At 46.7% G+C, this 17017-nt stretch carries 19 protein-coding genes and 1 pseudogene; 9 read left to right on the top strand and 11 right to left on the bottom strand.

Translation table 11 applies throughout. From position 1 onward, the window contains the following. Nucleotides 1-86 precede the first annotated feature (86 nt). Nucleotides 87-3110, top strand: a complete 3024-nt coding sequence (locus ABID99_RS17285; protein WP_373614518.1) for a lantibiotic dehydratase — start codon at nucleotides 87-89, stop codon at nucleotides 3108-3110. Nucleotides 3111-3112: 2 nt separating this feature from the next. On the opposite strand, the gene ABID99_RS17280 is transcribed toward ABID99_RS17285, so the two are convergent. Then, nucleotides 3113-3838, bottom strand: a complete 726-nt coding sequence (locus ABID99_RS17280; protein ID WP_373614517.1) for a LytR/AlgR family response regulator transcription factor — start codon at nucleotides 3836-3838, stop codon at nucleotides 3113-3115. Further along, nucleotides 3835-4836: a sensor histidine kinase gene (locus tag ABID99_RS17275; protein ID WP_373614515.1), complete on the bottom strand. Its 1002-nt coding sequence runs from the start codon at nucleotides 4834-4836 to the stop codon at nucleotides 3835-3837. The genes ABID99_RS17280 and ABID99_RS17275 overlap by 4 nt, the downstream gene beginning before the upstream one ends. 294 nt (nucleotides 4837-5130) lie before the next feature. On the opposite strand from ABID99_RS17275, the gene ABID99_RS17270 reads away from it, so the two are divergent. From ABID99_RS17270 to ABID99_RS17260, 3 genes and pseudogenes are all read left to right on the top strand, one after another. After that, nucleotides 5131-6297 (top strand): hypothetical protein, encoded by a 1167-nt coding sequence (locus tag ABID99_RS17270; protein ID WP_373614514.1) that lies wholly within the window; start codon nucleotides 5131-5133, stop codon nucleotides 6295-6297. Between the two features lie 285 nt (nucleotides 6298-6582). Next, a complete protein-coding gene (locus ABID99_RS17265; RefSeq protein ID WP_373614513.1) occupies nucleotides 6583-6843 on the top strand; it encodes a helix-turn-helix domain-containing protein in 261 nt (86 codons plus the stop codon). A 1088-nt stretch (nucleotides 6844-7931) separates the two neighbouring features. Next, nucleotides 7932-8150, top strand: a pseudogene (locus ABID99_RS17260) (helix-turn-helix domain-containing protein); the annotation flags it as partial. Nucleotides 8151-8166: 16 nt separating this feature from the next. On the opposite strand, the gene ABID99_RS17255 reads toward ABID99_RS17260, so the two are convergent. The 9 genes from ABID99_RS17255 to ABID99_RS17215 all read right to left on the bottom strand — a co-directional run bounded on the left by ABID99_RS17255 (nucleotide 8167) and on the right by ABID99_RS17215 (nucleotide 12969). Continuing rightward, on the bottom strand, nucleotides 8167-8742 hold the full coding sequence (locus ABID99_RS17255; protein ID WP_176628208.1) for a Crp/Fnr family transcriptional regulator: 576 nt from the start codon (nucleotides 8740-8742) through the stop codon (nucleotides 8167-8169). 16 nt (nucleotides 8743-8758) lie between these two features. Next, entirely contained in the window at nucleotides 8759-9115 is a 357-nt protein-coding gene (locus ABID99_RS17250) for a DUF1330 domain-containing protein (protein ID WP_176628209.1), read from the bottom strand. Nucleotides 9116-9177: 62 nt separating this feature from the next. Next, the gene (locus ABID99_RS17245) at nucleotides 9178-10086 is read right to left on the bottom strand and encodes a helix-turn-helix domain-containing protein (RefSeq protein WP_373614512.1); all 909 of its coding nucleotides are present in this window, start codon (nucleotides 10084-10086) and stop codon (nucleotides 9178-9180) included. A 13-nt stretch (nucleotides 10087-10099) separates the two neighbouring features. Next, on the bottom strand, nucleotides 10100-10453 hold the full coding sequence (locus tag ABID99_RS17240; protein WP_176628211.1) for a hypothetical protein: 354 nt from the start codon (nucleotides 10451-10453) through the stop codon (nucleotides 10100-10102). Nucleotides 10454-10455: 2 nt separating this feature from the next. Next, nucleotides 10456-10656 carry a hypothetical protein gene (locus ABID99_RS17235; RefSeq protein ID WP_373614511.1) on the bottom strand — a complete coding sequence of 67 codons (201 nt, stop codon included), beginning with the start codon at nucleotides 10654-10656 and terminating at the stop codon, nucleotides 10456-10458. 20 nt (nucleotides 10657-10676) lie between these two features. After that, entirely contained in the window at nucleotides 10677-11111 is a 435-nt protein-coding gene (locus ABID99_RS17230) for a DUF2147 domain-containing protein (protein ID WP_373614510.1), read from the bottom strand. Beyond that, complete coding sequence (locus ABID99_RS17225) at nucleotides 11108-11911, bottom strand: SDR family oxidoreductase (protein ID WP_373614509.1); 804 nt, start codon at nucleotides 11909-11911, stop codon at nucleotides 11108-11110. The genes ABID99_RS17230 and ABID99_RS17225 overlap by 4 nt, the downstream gene beginning before the upstream one ends. A 103-nt stretch (nucleotides 11912-12014) precedes the next feature. Then, complete coding sequence (locus ABID99_RS17220; protein ID WP_373614508.1) at nucleotides 12015-12389, bottom strand: hypothetical protein; 375 nt, start codon at nucleotides 12387-12389, stop codon at nucleotides 12015-12017. A 28-nt stretch (nucleotides 12390-12417) separates the two neighbouring features. Continuing rightward, entirely contained in the window at nucleotides 12418-12969 is a 552-nt protein-coding gene (locus ABID99_RS17215; protein ID WP_373614507.1) for a hypothetical protein, read from the bottom strand. A 187-nt stretch (nucleotides 12970-13156) separates the two neighbouring features. On the opposite strand from ABID99_RS17215, the gene ABID99_RS17210 reads away from it, so the two are divergent. From ABID99_RS17210 to ABID99_RS17190, 5 genes are all read left to right on the top strand, one after another. Beyond that, on the top strand, nucleotides 13157-14008 hold the full coding sequence (locus tag ABID99_RS17210) for a helix-turn-helix domain-containing protein (protein WP_373614506.1): 852 nt from the start codon (nucleotides 13157-13159) through the stop codon (nucleotides 14006-14008). A 63-nt stretch (nucleotides 14009-14071) separates the two neighbouring features. Further along, a complete protein-coding gene (locus tag ABID99_RS17205; RefSeq protein WP_373614505.1) occupies nucleotides 14072-14908 on the top strand; it encodes an NAD-dependent epimerase/dehydratase family protein in 837 nt (278 codons plus the stop codon). A 181-nt stretch (nucleotides 14909-15089) separates the two neighbouring features. Further along, the gene (locus tag ABID99_RS17200; RefSeq protein WP_373614504.1) at nucleotides 15090-15290 is read left to right on the top strand and encodes a hypothetical protein; all 201 of its coding nucleotides are present in this window, start codon (nucleotides 15090-15092) and stop codon (nucleotides 15288-15290) included. Continuing rightward, nucleotides 15253-16089: an aldo/keto reductase gene (locus ABID99_RS17195; RefSeq protein ID WP_373614503.1), complete on the top strand. Its 837-nt coding sequence runs from the start codon at nucleotides 15253-15255 to the stop codon at nucleotides 16087-16089. The genes ABID99_RS17200 and ABID99_RS17195 overlap by 38 nt, the downstream gene beginning before the upstream one ends. Before the next feature lie 8 nt (nucleotides 16090-16097). Further along, complete coding sequence (locus tag ABID99_RS17190; protein WP_373614502.1) at nucleotides 16098-16985, top strand: helix-turn-helix domain-containing protein; 888 nt, start codon at nucleotides 16098-16100, stop codon at nucleotides 16983-16985. The last annotated feature ends 32 nt before the right edge of the window (nucleotides 16986-17017 follow it).

The raw sequence follows: 17017 nt of genomic DNA, 5'->3' as shown, positions 1-17017 counted from the left end.
CCGGTGATTGTCTGGAACAAAGTACGGGACGACCGAAATAGTAAAACAGTGGTAAATGGGTTGCATACCCTTTTTTAATAATGTATATGGCTGTAATTGAGTATTATAATTTTTTTGACCGGGTGTTTTTACGGGCACCGTTCTATAGTTTTGAAAATTATGACCTGGGGAAAGTATCCCGGGTGCTCAGCGATCCCGCCTTCCGGGACGCGGTCTGGCTGGCCAGTCCTGTTTATCACCGGGAATTGGAAAAGAAAGGGTTTGACTTCAACCTTTTATCGGAGAAGGAGCGGTTTACGCTGTATAAGTATTATAACCGGATGTCTTTTCGTTGTACGCCTTTTGGCGCGTTTGCGTCATGTACAATGGCCGGTTGGTCAGCAACAGACGGGCTTGTACTTGAAAAAAAAGCTGTTCTTTATGTACTGCCTTCCTGGAAATGGTTGCAGGCGAGAAATGCTGTATTAAAAGAAAGCTCCGGGGATTTCATGATCTGCAGTAACCCGTCATTGTACCGGCAGGGAAATTTCTGGCGGTACACCGTCTCCCGGGCGGGCGCCAATGGGAAACTTGACTTTTCCATGCAGGGAATAGCAGCGGAGCCTCTGAATAATTACCTGATACAGTGGGCGGCCGGGAGTCCCCTTAAGCGTTCCGAACTGGTCACTTTGCTTATGGAACGTTCGGGATGCAGCGTTGACGATGCGGTAACTTATGTTGCTTTTCTGATCGATGAGCAGGTGTTGCTTTCTGAATTTGACGGGTCATTGCTTGAAAATGAGTTGATGGACAGAAACAGAACTGATCCCGAGCTGGCTGCGAAATTTTGGGAGGAGCAAAGATCAGTCGTTATACCCGCGGCACCGGCTATTGCGGAGCGTGCGGCGAAGTTGCGTGAATTGAATATGGTCTCCGGGATAAACGGCGGTGCAGACCTGTTCTATGCGGGTGTGGGGCGGGCCCTGAAAACGGGCGGTATAGGAGAATGGCAGCAGCACGAACTCGGGCAAGCTATCGGATTTCTGGCAAGGCTCGTTCGGCCGTTTAACCCGCCCGCGATGCAGGATTTTATAACCGCATTTAAGCGCCGCTTTGAAGGCCGGCGGGTGCCATTATTGGAGGCGCTGGACCCGGATACCGGGATTAGTTACGACGGTCTCCATAATGAGGCAGCGGGTAATGGTTTGCTCGCAGGTTTGAGCTTTCCGGCAAGTAACAAGACGGTTGCCAGTCATGATTGGGATGCGGTAAGGCAACTTTTTCTCAGGATATGGTTACAGGACAGGAAAAGGGGGGAATGGGATAAAGTAGTTCTTCGCCAAGAAGATTTGAGCTTCCCGGTGAGCGCTGAAGAAAGACGCCTGAAGATGCCGCCCTCCCTGTCGGTATTATACAGCAGGGCGGGAGACCAATTAGTGCTGGATAATGTCGGCGGAGCAAGTGCTACCGCACTAACTGGCCGGTTTTCGGTTTTTACAGGCGAATTGAGTGCTTTCTGCAGGCAAATCGCCCTGGCGGAAAAAAATGCGAACCCGGATATTTTGTTCGCTGAACTGCACCAGTTATCCCATGAGCATGTAGATAACATCAACAGAAGGGTGCAAATATACGATCACGTCATAGCATTATCCGGATATCCCACGGCTAAAGCAGCCGGGATAGTGCTTCCAGCAGATCTCCTGCTGTCTGTTCAGGGGGATGAGCTTATCCTGGAATCGGTGTCCCTGGGAAAGCGCTTAATCCCCCGGCTACCGACTGCCTATAACTATCATCATAATGAAACACCAGTTTTCCGGCTGCTTGCCCATCTTCAGTTTCAGGGGCTGCAGGTAAATTTTAATTTCGACCCGGAGAAGCTTTTTCCCGGATTGCCATTTTACCCGCGGGTTGAATTCCGGCGCTGTATTTTTTCATTAGCAAAATGGATCTTGAGCGGCGAGGATATCAGGTTCCTTTCGGACAAACCGGTTTCCCTTGGCCGGTTACATCAGTTTCGGCAGGAAAGAGGGATTCCGGCTTTTGTCTCCCTTGGAGGAACGGATCAGCAATTGGTCTTCGATCTGGTCAATGATTCAGAAGCAGTTTTTTTTCTGGATTGTCTCCGGGGAGCCGGCAGAACCGTGCTGCATGAATTTCTGCACCCAGGTGCAACGGTTTCGGACGGATCGGATTCATTCGCCGCGCAAAGCATCGCTGTATTGGTCAATCCTATGCCTGTATACAGCTGTCTGTCACGAAGCTATCCAGTTCGAATGAAACTGCCGCAACGGCGGTTTATGCCGGGCAGCGGGTGGCTCTATATACGGATGGCATGCACAGAAAGGAGCGCTGATCAGTTATTGACAGGGGTTGTGGTTCCCGTCATCCGTAAAAATGAAGCTATTATCGATCAATGGTTTTTTGTCCGTTACTATGACCCGGATCACCACATCCGCCTGAGGTTTAAAGTAAATTCCGAAGATACCGGCCGTCTACTTTCCGCATTTCATGCCGGTTTCTCCAAAGAAATATACAGCCCGATGGTAAAGGAACTTCGTACAGAAACCTATATCCGGGAACTGGAACGCTACGGCCCTGAAATAATCGGAGAGGTGGAGGCATTTTTCTTTGCTTCAAGCGAGTGGGTGATTAACTATCTCGGAATGAAAGAGCACCTGGATGCCAGAGCAGATGAGCTCCTGCCGATAATTTTGGTTTATAGAATGTGCGGGGCATTCTTCCAGGATCTAAAGCAGTTTGAAACCTTTCTCACGGTTGCGGATGCCGGGTTTCGCCGTGAGTTTGACGCAGATAAAACACTGTTGGTCGGGATGGATGGCAAATACAGACAACTCGCCAGAGATCTTACCCGCATGCTGGAAGACGGACCGTTAGAAGCTGAATTGTCGGCCGCCGGAACCGGACGGATGTTGCAGATGCTGGAGCATTTCAGGAAATTGTGTAAAAATTGGGAACAGGCACGGCAGGAACGGTTGCTGGCAGATCTTGTACATATGCACCTTAACCGTTTCTTTTCTTTCCGGCAACGGCAGCAGGAAGGACTCGTTTACTTTTGCCTCCGGAAATATGTATCTTCCCTGGTGGTACGAAAACGGGATGGCACCAAATAATATCACTGTTCCCGGTAACTTGAAAACACGGGATCGCTGATGTTTTGCAAAAAGGCTTTTTTGTAATCACGACCGATAGGTACGATATGATCCTGTTCCAGGAACACTTGGCCGGCTTCAATAGACTTTATCCTGGCGGGGTTAATAATAAAGGACCGGTGTATTCTCAGGAACATGTTGTGGGGTAATTTCTCCATGATTTCGCGAAGGGTAAGATAAGCAGAGATGACTTGTCCTGAAAGGTATATTTTTACGTAATTGCCGTCTGCTTCAATAAACAGAATATCCTGAGCGATAATCCTTTGCAGTTTGCCTTTTGCTTCGGTCTTTACAAAAAAGGAAAAGCTGTTATTGGTTGACATGGTTTCGGATATCGCGTCGGTTCGGATGCTGTGGATGCATTCCAGAAAACGCTCAAAAGTGATCGGCTTGAGCAGATAATCATCGGCCTTTAAGTCATAAGATTCGGGGCCGTATTCCCTGTAAGAGGTGGTAAAAACAATTCTGGTAACATTGCGGATCAGTTTGGCCAGTGTTAACCCGTTCATGACCGGCATGCCAATATCGAGGAATGTTACTTCAGGCTTTATGGCGGTTATTCTTTCCAGGGCCTCTAAAGGGTCACCGGATGTTCCGGCCAATATCAGACCGGGTGTATTCAGAACGTATCCTTTGAGTTGTTCTACGGCATGATACTCGTCATCGACTATAAAAATGGAGATGTTCATAATTGAATTTGTAAAGAAAGTTGAAAAAAGTTTGGCAGCGTGTCGTCAATGTGCAGTCGGTGGGAGGGATAAGCGTATGCTAACCGTAACCGTGTGTTGTGCAGGCCGGTGCCTTCTTTCAGATATGCGTTTCCCTGGTAGGACTTTTTGTTCCTTGTTTCAAATGTCAAGTAACCTGATGCCGTCACGGACAGACTGATAAAAATGTCTTCATCTTTCAGAATACCATGTTTGAAAATATTTTCGGTCAGCGTGAGCAGGACAAAAGGTATGATGGAATATGTTTTAGTGTCACTTTTATAATCGAACCGGATATTGAGCGGATAATCAAATCTTGCCCGGTTGATCATGATCAGATTGTTGATCTGCTCTACTTCATGACTTAATGCTACTTTAATATCTAATTGAGACGCAGATATGCTGAAGCGGAGTATCTCAGTAAGCCGGTAGATAACATCGGCGGCTTTTTCCGAATGTTTATAAACGCTGTAATGGACAAAGTTAAGTGCATTAAAGACCAGGTGCGGATTGATCCGTTGTTGTAACAAAGCGTTTCGGGTATTACCTAATTGTATCGTCGTTTCTGCGGCCTCTTTTTCAAGGCGTGAAAAACCGCTTGCTGACCAGTACAGGGTGCCGAGCCCCAAAAAGTACACATTTCGAAAAAGATCCAATATGATATACTTGCGGAACAGTGCTGAATTGTTGATGTGAGTTTTTGCAGCATCAAAAAAATATTCCCCGGCGGATTTCAATAGGAGGAAGAATACAACCGCTCCGAGGACCGAAATAAAGCGTTCAGTATATCTTCGTCTGCGAGGCCCGTGACTCATCTTATTTAATATGTAAATATACATATAAAACAAGCCAATATTGCAAAGGAAATAATAAAGGTAAGAAAATGAAAGCCCTGATTTGTTATTTAAAAACCAAACGAAGGCCTGCTCGTAGACGGCGAAAACTAACCAGCCAGTTATATGAACGATGATTTTACGCATTGAAATAATTGGTTTGAAGCGTGCAGTTCCCCGACCTGGTTTAACGTTTACATGCCTAATACTGTCGTTTGCGTAGCGAATTGCGATCACTGTGATATTATTGTAATATAGAAAAAAAAATATAATATGAAAACAAATAAAAACAAGTTGCCTAAAAAAGGCGTGGTGAAGTTCTACAATTACAACAGCAAGCCAATCAGTAATGGGTTGGAAACCTCGACTGCTAGTGATCCGACAACGACTTGCACGACTGTCCTTACAACGACGCATTAATTGCTTAGAAAAAGTAACCTTATGGGCCCGCTCAAAAATGAATTGGTATCAGTGATGGAAAGTACAAAGTTGCCTTCAAGCGCAACTTCCATCTCAGATTGCAGTTCAGGGAATTCCGCGGGCCCTGATTTTTTATGCTTCAGCCAACTCTGTGAGCAGGTGCGCGAAGGCTGGGCCGATGCGGTATTTTCCGATGCCACCGACGAGGCCTTAAGTCGTTATTTTAACTACCACTTCGATCTTCTACGTGATTTATTAAGCAACTCCCAACTAACAGCGACTGAGATTTCGCAACTGTTGGCCCTGATGGACCATCTGCTGCTGTTCTTTAAAAAGTACCTCGATTGGGAAAGACTGTTACCAGCTGCTTACCTGTCGTTTAAATTTTCCGATATAAAAGAACAGCAAAGTTCAATCAAAAATGTGCTTAACAGATTTCCTGTTGATGACGCACTCCGCAAATGTCTTAAGAAATACTTTTCCGGCATACTGGACGCAATAATGGGCGGTTGTTTATCTTTAGGTGAATTTATCTTTGCCAATAAACTGCTGAATGAACTAGCTGTTAAGCTAAAAATGTCCGGTAAGGAAGGTATAAACCAAAGCATTTCAGAAGTACTGATCCATCTGAATTTTAATCATCTTGATTTTTTTGTCTACCTGAAAAATAGGACCAATGCCGAACTGGCCGCCTTTGCTGAACCGGAACGTATTCAAGTGCTCAAGCAAAAAGCCGCAGAAATTCAGCTTAACGGAAGCTCTCTCCGTTGTATTTATGATCAAAACTTAGCGCCTATATTAGTGATGTTAAAAGGCTGGATGACAGAGGAAGCTGTGTTAATGGAGGCTGCATTGGAGAAAAACAAAGTCAGCATTCCTGATGCCTGGCCGGGGAAGGTCGGCCTTCGGCTTTCTGTTCCGCAATTGGCTTGTCTGATCCACGTTTTTTATGAAGCCGGTATTTATGCCACTTCCAATCTTACCCAAATATTTAAATCTGCCGCGTTTAATTACAGTACCATCAAACAAGAAAATATATCCCCGGATAGTTTAAGTAAGGAGTTATATGGTATCACCCAAAATACCGCGAAAAAAGTAATGGAGCTGCTGTTACAGATGGCCGAATTTATTAAACTTTCTTACTTCCCGGTAGTGGCTGTAATAAGTGTAACAATCCTTTGTCGCTAAGGTATTCGCTCAATTCAGCAAGCCAGTGGTAATTAAACTCTTTTTTTTGTTGCAATGCCGGTAGTCCGCAGTCAATAATCTCAGCCATTGTCCGACATCCCATTTCTTTTGAAGTAACGACGAACCGGGGACTGAGCCCCAGCACTTCGAGTGATTGTTGTAAAACCTGCTGATCTTCCATGCCTGGATATGAATCGCAATTTAAGCATAATTTATATAATGCCTATTATAATAGGTATAATATAATAGGTAAGATTAAAACAGGTATTTCGGTTTCTTTGCCCTATGTGCGCGGGAAGGAAAAAGCTAATCGACGAAGATCAGTCGGAATACTACAAAAAAGTAGGCCGGCGTCTGAAGCATTTCAGAAAGCTTCGGGGCTTCAGCGACTACGATAAGTTTTCTTACGCACACGATCTTAACCGGTCCCAGTATGGTGACTATGAAAAAGGCAAAAATCTGAATATCGGCACTTTGCATAAACTGCTGAAGTTGCTGCAAATCAACGAATCTATATTTTATGGCGAAGGCTACGAAGAGACATAAGACACAAAAGAGCATCAACCCGGAGTTCTTTATAGGATGAGGCAGTTAACAGATAATGATTGCCATAAAAAAGGAGAGTTGGTTGACTCTCCTTTTTTTTATACAGATTTATTGCTTTGGTGTTAACGAAAACCTTTCCTTCGGAAACTTAATTATCTCCTTTATACGGCAGCCGGTAAGGTGCACTGATTAGCATTTTCGATCGTTGCAAAAAACGCCAGGGCTTAATGGTATCGGGGAAAGGGCGATGATTTCGCCGCCTCCAAGGTCGACATTTATGTTGAACAGATCTGCTCAACATAAATGACGGCGTCGCCGTCGACATACCATTTAACCCATGTTGGTCATTTATTTCGTAAAATTAGCCTTGCACTTTTACCCGGCGGATCATATTTGAAAATGACTCTTCGGCTTCCATGGTTTCCTTTATTACACAGAAGCCTTCTAAAGAATACATGGAAGCCGTGCTCAAGACAGAACTGCTGTATATGGACAGGACGGATTTTTGGTAGATACGCTCCCTGTATAGGAAAAATTCTACCGCCATCAGCTGAATATGCTTATGTGATCAACACGAACAGGCTGATGCGTTTTATCACCAATGATGCCACAGAACGTTAACTTGCCTTGCTGAAGGAAAACCCGGAAATCGTCAGACGGTTGCCTAACCGGCTGGTGGCTAATTACCTGAACATAACGCAGGAAGGGCTGAGCAGGCTGAAGTCGAAATTATAGTGTTCCAACGGACAAAAAAGACTTTTCAAACAGCTCAGAAACAGGAGAAGAGTTATCGTATAAAAGCGCAGCCTTATCCTGTTTTGAACCGAGTAAGATATCATGTCGTTTAACAGAAACTTTAAGAAATGGATGATTGCGGGCTTCGCTGACAATTAGATGACCCCTTTTATTGAAATACGCGGATTTTTACGTTTGTTGATATACATCAACGTCCGTTAAAAGTTTGAAGGGTAAATTTGTATCGAAAATCTCAGCCATTATCGGGACAATCCTGGAACTGGCCACAAGTCTGACTTGCATGTTTTTTAAAGCAGGAAGCTTATGCAAAAGTTTACCGGCAGCATTACCTTTCCGCTATGCTTAAGTCTCTGACCGGAAAAACCACACAGCAGCACATTCATTTAGCATTGACCGATAAAGCAAAAGTGCTGTTGAACCAAACCGGCCTTACTACGGCCGAGATCGCTTACCGGCTGGGTTTTGAACATCCACAATCGTTCAATAGACTTTTTAAGCAGCGCACCAATCTATCGCTGGTACAATACCGGGATCGATTACGGGGGAATTGAATTGTCCATAGATATCTTAAAGGTCTTTTTCCTTCCGCATCATACTGAGGAAGGCGGCGGTGATCCCCAGATAGCTGGCAATATGTTTTTGATTGATCCGCTGCTCAAGCCCGGGATAATGCCTGCGAAATTCAAGGTATCGCTGTTCTGCTGTCAGTGAAAGACTGGACGTGAGCCGTCGCTGGAACATGTCAAACCCGTTCTGGATCAGAATCCGGAAGAACCGCTCCAGTTTTGGAACGCGGTTGAAAAGATCTTCCAGATCTGGCAAGGTAAAATAACATAGCGCTGAATCTTCCAGCGCTTGTATGGTATGGGTTGCAGGTTTCCTCTTGAAAAAGCTTACGTTATCGCAAGCCCACCAATTCTCCGGATAAAAGCAAAGGTTATGTTCCTGGCCATCCGTATCAGTATGAAACATCCGCAAGCACCCTTCCTCAACAAAGTAAATGTGCCGTTCTGTTTCCCCGGGAGAGACTAACAGCTCCCGCTTCCTGGCGGTTTTATGATGCATCAATGCAAGTACCTGCTCCTCTTCCTCAGGAGCAAGTACGACGTGCAACGCGAAATTACGCAGGATAAGTGGAGACATTGCGCAAGTATAACTTTTAAAAGTCAATTTGCCGGGTCATGATCAGTTTAAGTTCCGCGGTGCCGGCCAAGCGGAGCGGGTTTGCTATAGTTTGGTAAACCCCGCTTTGCGCAATGGTCATGAACGCTTCGGCACTTGGATATTCAACAAGTACAACCTCGTCCCATTGTTCATCCTCATCGGCAACTATGTTTGCTATCACTTCGCTTACAAACCTCACATTAACACCTTCAATACCCAACTGCTGTACTACTTGCCCAAAGGCTGGGATGTAGTCTTCGAAATAGACTTTCTTGTCTTTAAACTTTATCAGGTTCAGCATCACCACAGGTCCCTGACCTGGTTTGATATCGGGAAATTTGATCTCTTCCATAACACAAAGGTCGCCAGTCATTGCCGGAATAAAGTTCAGGTAGTTGAAGAGTTTTTTTGATCTCAGTTGAACGAAGCCCTGAACTCCAGCGGCGATTGCTTGGTTTTGCTTTTGAACAACTTGCTGAAAGACTGGGAATGTTCGAATCCGAGACTATAGGCGATCTCACTTACCGATAACATCGTGGTCGATAATTGCTCTTTGGCTTTCTCGATCATTTTCTCGTGGATGACCTGCTGGGTAGTCTGCCCCGTGAGCTGTTTTAACAGGCTGCTCAGGTATTTTGGTGAAACGTTCAGCGTGTCAGCGAGGTATTGCACGGTCGGTGCGCTTTTGGATAGCAAAGCTTCATCGCTAAGGTAGTCCTTTAACAGGTTCTCAACCTTCTCCAGTATCTTATGATTGGTGATCTTACGGGTAATAAACTGGCGCTGGTAAAAGCGTTCCGCATAGTTCAGCAGCGTTTCCAGGTTGGCGATAATAATATCCTGGCTGAATTTGTCAATGTTGGAATGATATTCGTTCCTGATATTTCTAACCAGGTCATTGATAACCGATTCTTCTTTGTCAGACAGGAATAAAGCTTCATGGGTAGCATACCCGAAGTAATCGTATCTCTTGATTTTGGATGCAAGCGATGTGTTCCATAAAAAATCCGGGTGAACGAAAAGCATCCAGCCTTCCAGGCTGGCAGGTATCCCGTTCTCATCTCCCCGTAAGAGCTGACCGGGTGATAAAAAGGCCATTAAGCCTTCGTCAAAATCATATTTCTGCTGCCCGTAGATGAGGTTGTCGCAGCCTCTTTTCATCGAGATCACGTACAGGTCAAATACAACAGCATTAATGTCGTGATCATTTTTCAGGCCTTTCAGGTCAACGATACTGATCAGCGGATGTTGCGGTTTGGGCAGTGCCATGAGCCGGTGTATCTCGGTGATAGAACTGATCCTGTATGGCTGAGCGTTTGGCATATGGCAAGTTAGTTTAATTTTTGAAAGGATATTTCAACCATATCATTATTAATGGCATGAACAGGAACGGAATCTCGATCAGGGTCATTCTGATATTTCCTGCTCGTAATGCCAGCCCTATGACCAGGATGATGGTCATCGCGTTGAGCATGTTTCCAATAAAAAATGTTTTTGGGAGCAGCAAAAGTATGCCTGTCATAACGGCCAAAATTACGAAGACCGGGATCATGGATATGCTAATGCCCAGGCTTTCCATCATTTTGAAAGATTCCGGGTTGCCTTGGTAATGCGCCGTATCCCAGGCATGTTTAAAGCTTAATGATACGGATACAATGAGCAACAATAAAGAGATAAGGTTTTTGATCATGATCATTTTAATAGGTGTGTATTGATAATATAGCTCATCACCAGTGCCATAGGCACGCCGATCATCGCACTGGTCAATGCCCTGTTGGCTTTTTTTGGATGGTTTTTTCTGTGTTTAAAGTATAGGAATACACCTACCGGAGGTACGGCATTGGAAACCATGAACCAGAACCTCGACAATTCGTCTTTTTGCATGTCTTTCATGTTTGTTAATTTATAATGAACTATTGAACCCGTTTCCACTTAAAGGTTTTACCCAACATTGGCACGCCTTTATAGCCGCGTGTTTCCAGGTCATTGATGCCGTTCAATTTGCCTTTCAGACTATACGTATTACCATCTTGTACGCTATACAACTTACCATCTGCATACCCGCTGTCCTTGAATACCAGCGCTGTGATGTGGGTAAGCCCTTGTACCGGCCTGTCCCTAAGTTTTACATCAGGATTCTTACTATCTTTCTTTGATGTTTTGCCGTCAGCCTCGAACATATCTTTTGACCAGAGCAGCTTTGCGGAATAAGTATTCCCGGATCTATAAACCTCCATCCTATAATCGCTGCATTGCCAGGTGCCCAGTATCTGGTCGGCCGGAAGCTTTTGGGCGAATGATGTTATCGCTGCGAACAGCAGGATGACCGCTAAAATTGTTCTCTTCATTTTGCTGATCGGTTTGATTGAACATTTAGTTGCTTGAATTTTTCGAATTGTTGATGGCCGAAATTGATCAGGGTGCCTGGGGTGATCCTGCTTAGCCACTTGATCACCGTGATCAGAAATGGCTTAAGTTCCGGCCTATCCTGTTGAATGCCTTTGATCGTAACTTCCACCATCTTGTCCACCTCCATCGTCATGGATGATTTCGTATCCGTTGAGATCACCCAATCTTTTTGCAGGTTGGTTTTTATGCCCGGAGGGATCATTTCAAAGACTTTAACGTTCGTGCCTTTAAGCTGTAAGCGTAAAGCCTGCGTGTAAGCCCGTACACCTGCTTTGGAAGCGCTGTAAACCGGTGCAACCGAAAAAGGCATGAAAGCAATTCCGGAGGAAACATTGACGATGGCTGCTGAATGCTGTTTTATCAAATGCGGCAGGAACTGGTGAACCATCTGTATCGTCCCGGAAAGATTGATATCGATCTCACGGGTCATGTTCTCTAAACTATTGCTGGTATCCTGCAGGTCAAGCAACCGCATTTCACCGGCGTTATTGATCAGGATATTTAGTTCGGGAAATTGCCGGGTGGCATCAGCATATAACTCGGCTATATTTTGCGAATTGCTGACATCATTCTGAAATATATGGATCGCTGGAAATTGCTTTTTGGTCTCTTTAAGTTTATCCGGATCCCGACCCGTGATAATGATGTTCGCCCCAATTTGAGTGAGCTGTCTGACCATCTCTAAACCGATACCGCTGCTGCCTCCGGTGATCAGTACCGTACTATGTTGTAAATCCATATTGCTGTAATTTTATACAGCAAAGTTGCCGGATCACGAGTGACAGAATGTGTTCAAAATTCGCAACATTGTAGCCAAAAGTCACCATATGATATTTACAACTTCAGACAAAAGAAAGTTTGCTGCTGCAACAACCAACTCCGTCGGCCAATTTGCTGCCTCGCCAGGCTCTTTTCGAATACCATGACCAATTCTGTGGAGGGGCCGGAGTTCTACTCAGATTGGTTTTCAGCAATATCGGGAAAAAGATGCAGTGATCTGATCTTACCATTTGCTGTTGCCGCAATATCCATTCCTGTAGCCAGGGGTGGTTGGCCGGATATACGGGACGTGTCAGCTCAAACCTAAATTCAAGGGGCCATTGCTCCTGCAGTTTGGCGATCAGCTCAATGATTGACTCGTAAAACACGATGTCATCTGTGTAAACCGCTTTCATTGCCGCCAGCCTGCTTTCGGCTTGCCTGTCATTCCATATCATTGCAGGGGGATTGCGGTAGGTTGTTGTGCTAACCGACCTTTTCGAATACGGTTTTCCAGGCGCGCGCTTTACTGTATAGGCCTGACCGGGCATTTGCCTGCACGGTAATCGACTTACCATTGGGACTCAGGTTCCAAACCTCTGTAACGTATACTTCTGTTTGCTTTTGATCGATGATCAGGCGCACCGTCGAGTTCACCGTCAGCGTTCGTCCATCAGCTGACCACTTGACGGTAAACTTTTTTCCTCTTCCCCGGCCATGAGCAATTTCGCTGGCTTTACCGTCGAAGGACATTTTTTCCAGGCCGGCCACCGGTGCTGTACCCGGAAACCCGCTGGACACCGCTACGGTCAGCCCGCCTGCCTGCGGTGCTATTTTCATCGTTTGCGCGAGCAGGCGGTCACCTGGGTCAAAACAGCAAACGATATTGCCACCCATCGCTATCGATGTTTTGGCGCGCCATTCGCCTGAAAAGTCAGCGCGTTGCGCACCATTTTTTTGCCCGGCTTGTACCGGAACATACATCATGACAGCCAGTACCATCGCCAGGCTGTACCAAACATTGCTTTTATTTTTCATGTCTTTTGAAATTGATTCAGCGAATCTAAGTCGACATTTTTCGGCGCGGCGAATTTGGATTGTAAATAAAAATGTAAACTTTGTAAATAAAATCTTGACATGATGCCTTTTTAGCCGAAATCATGGCGTTATACCAATTCCAGTTGTCACATTACATTTCAAGGTTTGATTTTGTTAACTTTGCCGGATGACAGAGGAAATTCCGGGCGTGAATATGGCAGACTTGCGGCTGAAAGGCTTCCGGGTACATGCCCTGCAGGCCTCGCAGGAACTCCCGCTTCGCCGAGGCCGCCGCGACTTTTATAAAATGGGCCTGGTCAACGGCGACATGACCGTCCAATATGGCGGGAAACTGCTGGAGCTCAAGGGCACCGTGCTCTTCTTTGTGAACCCCAAAGTGCCGCATTCGGTGGTCAGCCGAGTGAACCGGACCAGCGGCTATGCCTGCCTGTTCACCGAAGCTTTTATGAACAGCCGCGAACTGCACGATTCGCCGCTGTTCCGTGCCGGCGACAACCCCGTGATCCCGCTCGACAGCGCACAGGCCGCTTTTATGGACGGCATTTTCCGCGAAATGCTGTCGGTGTACCAGGAAGACTATCCTTATAAAAGTGACCTGATCCGCAACTGCATTTCCGTGGTCTTGCATGAAGCGTTGCGCATCCAGCCGCCGAAACAGGCCGCGGCTTTTCAAAACGGCGCGGGGAGGGTGACGCATTTGTTCCTGGACCTCCTGGAAAGACAGTTCCCGATCGAACGGCCGAATGAGCCGCTGCGGTTGCGCAATCCACAGCAATTTGCAAACAGGCTTTCCCTGCATGTCAATTACCTGAACCGGGCGGTCAAATCGGTCACCGGTAAACCGACCTCAGTTCATATCGCCGCGCGCATAGCTGCCGAAGCCAGGGCGCTTTTGCAGTATACCGACTGGAGCGTAGCCGACATTGCCTATGCGCTGGGTTTTGAATACCCCGCCTATTTTAATAATTATTTCAAGCGCTTGATCGGCACCACGCCCAATACCTTCCGGAAGGTTTGAAATTCATAGTTTTTGGTTTGATTATCGATTGTGGACGTGCGTCTTTCCGGTCAACTTTGTGCCATGAAAATATTAGTTACAGGAGCTACAGGAAAAGTTGGCAGCCGTTTGGTGCCACGCCTTTTAGCAAAGGGGTATGATGTCACCATTTTAGTACGCGATGCCGCTCAGGTAATACCCGGTACCCGGGCAGTCGCCGGCGATCTTTTTGACCCGGACACCTTGCCTGCAGCCGTAGCGGGTATGGATGTGGTCATCCATCTGGCGGCCTTATTCCGGACTTTTACCGATAACGAAGGCATTGTCAAAACCAATCATTCGGGTACCGTCGCTTTAGCCCGGGCGGCGGTGGCCGCCGGCGTGAAGCGCTTTGTCTTTACGAGCACCAGCAATGTTTACCATGCCGGATACGGCCATCCGGCCAAAGAGACCGATCCGGTGGATATCAATGATCCGCGGGCCTATGCGGCCAGCAAGATCGCCGCCGAACAGGAATTATTAATTCTCCATCACGATGTAAGGATCTTACGCCTGGGCTTTGTCTATGGCGACCGCGACCCGCATATCGAAGAGATCATGCCGGTCCTCAAGCAGTGGAAACGCCATCCCGGGTACCGCATGCATATGGTTCACCACCTGGATGTGGCCCAGGCGCTGCTGATCCTGCTTCAGCACGACGGACTAAACGGCGAGATCTTCAATATCGCAGATGACGCCCCGATCAGCCTGTACGAACTGGCCGACTCGGTCGGAAAGGCAGCGGAAACGTTCGATACTGAGCCCGGCCCACTCAGCGACCCCTTCGAAGGCGTCCTGGACAGTTCCAAGCTGCGCAGCCGGACCGGCTTCCGTCCGCTGGTGCCCAGCTATTACGTGGCGCGGGATATGGACCTGCTATAAGGAAACTATAAGACGGTACGGTTTTCCGCCCAGCCTGCTTTAACAGCCGGCACATCGCATCGTAAGATCATCGCAAACCAATCATGAAGCTCAGGCGAAAAATATTCCTTGATTTGCTTACAAGCCTCAGGGGTTTGCATACATTGGCCTGTTTGAGTTTATCGAATTTTGCGTCATGGAATTGAAACAAATAGCACTGGGCAGCCAGGGATTGGTGGTGCCGGTGATCGGATTGGGCTGTATGGGTATGACCGGTTTTGAAGAAGGGCATATGTACGGCCCTGCCGATGAGCAGGAAGCCGTCGCGACGATCCATCGTTCGCTGGAGCTGGGTGGTAATTTTTTTGGACACGGCCGATCTGTACGGGCCGCTGAAAAATGAGCAGTTGATTGCCAGAGCTATTAGCGGCAAACGTGATCAGTTTATCCTGGCCACGAAGTTTGGCTGGGAGATCGATGATAACAAAAAAGTAACCTGGGCCATCAATGGTAAAAAAGACTATGTAAAGAAATCGATAGAACGATCGCTCAAAAATCTTAATACCGATTACATAGATCTTTATTATATGCACCGTTTGGATAAAAGCACGCCGATAGAAGAAACGGTTGGAGCCATGGCAGAACTGGTTAAGGAAGGTAAGGTAGGTTATATCGGTCTGTCGGAAGTCTCTTCTGAGACCGTTAAGCGGGCAAACGCGGTTCATCCCCTTACTGCTGTACAAAGCGAATATTCCTTGTTTGAGCGGACGGTGGAAGAACGCGGGGTTTTGGCTACCTTAACGGAACTGGGTATAGGATTTGTCGCTTACTCGCCGCTGGGCCGGGGCTTTTTGTCAGGTCAGATCAAAAGTGAGGCCGACCTGCCGGATAATGATTTCCGCCGGGGCATGCCGCGTTTCCAGGGGGAACACTTCGCCAAAAACATTGAACTGGTCAAGGCCATTGAAGCTATGGCGGCAGCAAAGGACGTCACTTCCTCACAACTGGCTTTGGCCTGGATCATGAACAAGGGGATCGTGCCGATCCCGGGAACGAAACGGAGGACATACCTGGAACAAAACTTGGCGGCGACTACGATTGCCTTAACAGACGCCGATCTGTCACAACTGGAAAGCATAGTGCCTTTAGGTACGGATACCGGTGCACCTTATGATGAGTTTGGGATGGGATTAAATGATTAAATTTGTTTATGAATGCCATCAATTCCATATCCGAGTTTCATCGCTTGCTGTCCTTACCCGGGCCCCGTCACCCGCTGGTGAGTGTGATCAACCTGGCGGAAAGTGTTTTCCTGGAGGACGAGGTATGGAAAGGTTTTGTGAATCGCTTTTATTGCATGGCGCTCAAACGCGAAGCCAAAGGTAAGATCAGGTATGGGCAGCAGCATTATGATTACGATAAAGGCGTTTTAAGTTTTACTGCACCTAACCAGGTGCAACAACTGGACCTGCAAAATATGGAATGCGGGTCCGGCTATCTCCTGATCTTTCATCCGGACTTCCTGTTACATCATGCGCTGACGGGCAACATTCACCACTACGGATTTTTTGATTACGCGGTGAATGAGGCGCTGCACCTTTCAGCCCAGGAAGAAAATGACCTGATCGTTATTCTCCATAAGATCGATCAGGAATGCCGGCATATCGACCGGCATACACAGGAGATCATCTTAACCCAAATTGAACTACTGCTTAATTATTCCAAACGCTTTTATGAAAGACAGTTCATAACACGTAAGTACAACAATTCCGACTTGCTGGTCAAATTCGAAAAGATCGTGGACGAATATTTTATGGGAGAGGTAGCTGGTTTGCTTACCGTGCAATATCTGGCTACGCAAATGAATCTGTCGCCGAACTACCTGAGCGACCTGCTTCGGGTCCATACCGGGCGGAATACGCAGCAACATATCCATGAAAAACTGATCGCGAAGGCCAAAGAAAAACTGTCTACGACCAGTCTGTCCGTCAGCGAGATCGCTTATGCGCTGGGCTTTGAGCATGCGCAATCCTTCAGCACGCTTTTTAAAAAGAAAACGGATTTATCACCGATGGAATTCCGGCAATCTTTTAACTGACCGTTCTGTCAACTATCGTTGGTCCAATCCCC

Origin of the sequence: Mucilaginibacter sp. OAE612 (assembly GCF_041806395.1) — a bacterium.
GTDB classification, from domain to species: domain Bacteria; phylum Bacteroidota; class Bacteroidia; order Sphingobacteriales; family Sphingobacteriaceae; genus Mucilaginibacter; species Mucilaginibacter rubeus.
The sequence above is the reverse complement of the archived record's forward strand: the minus strand, read 5'-3'. Positions and strand labels throughout refer to the sequence as shown.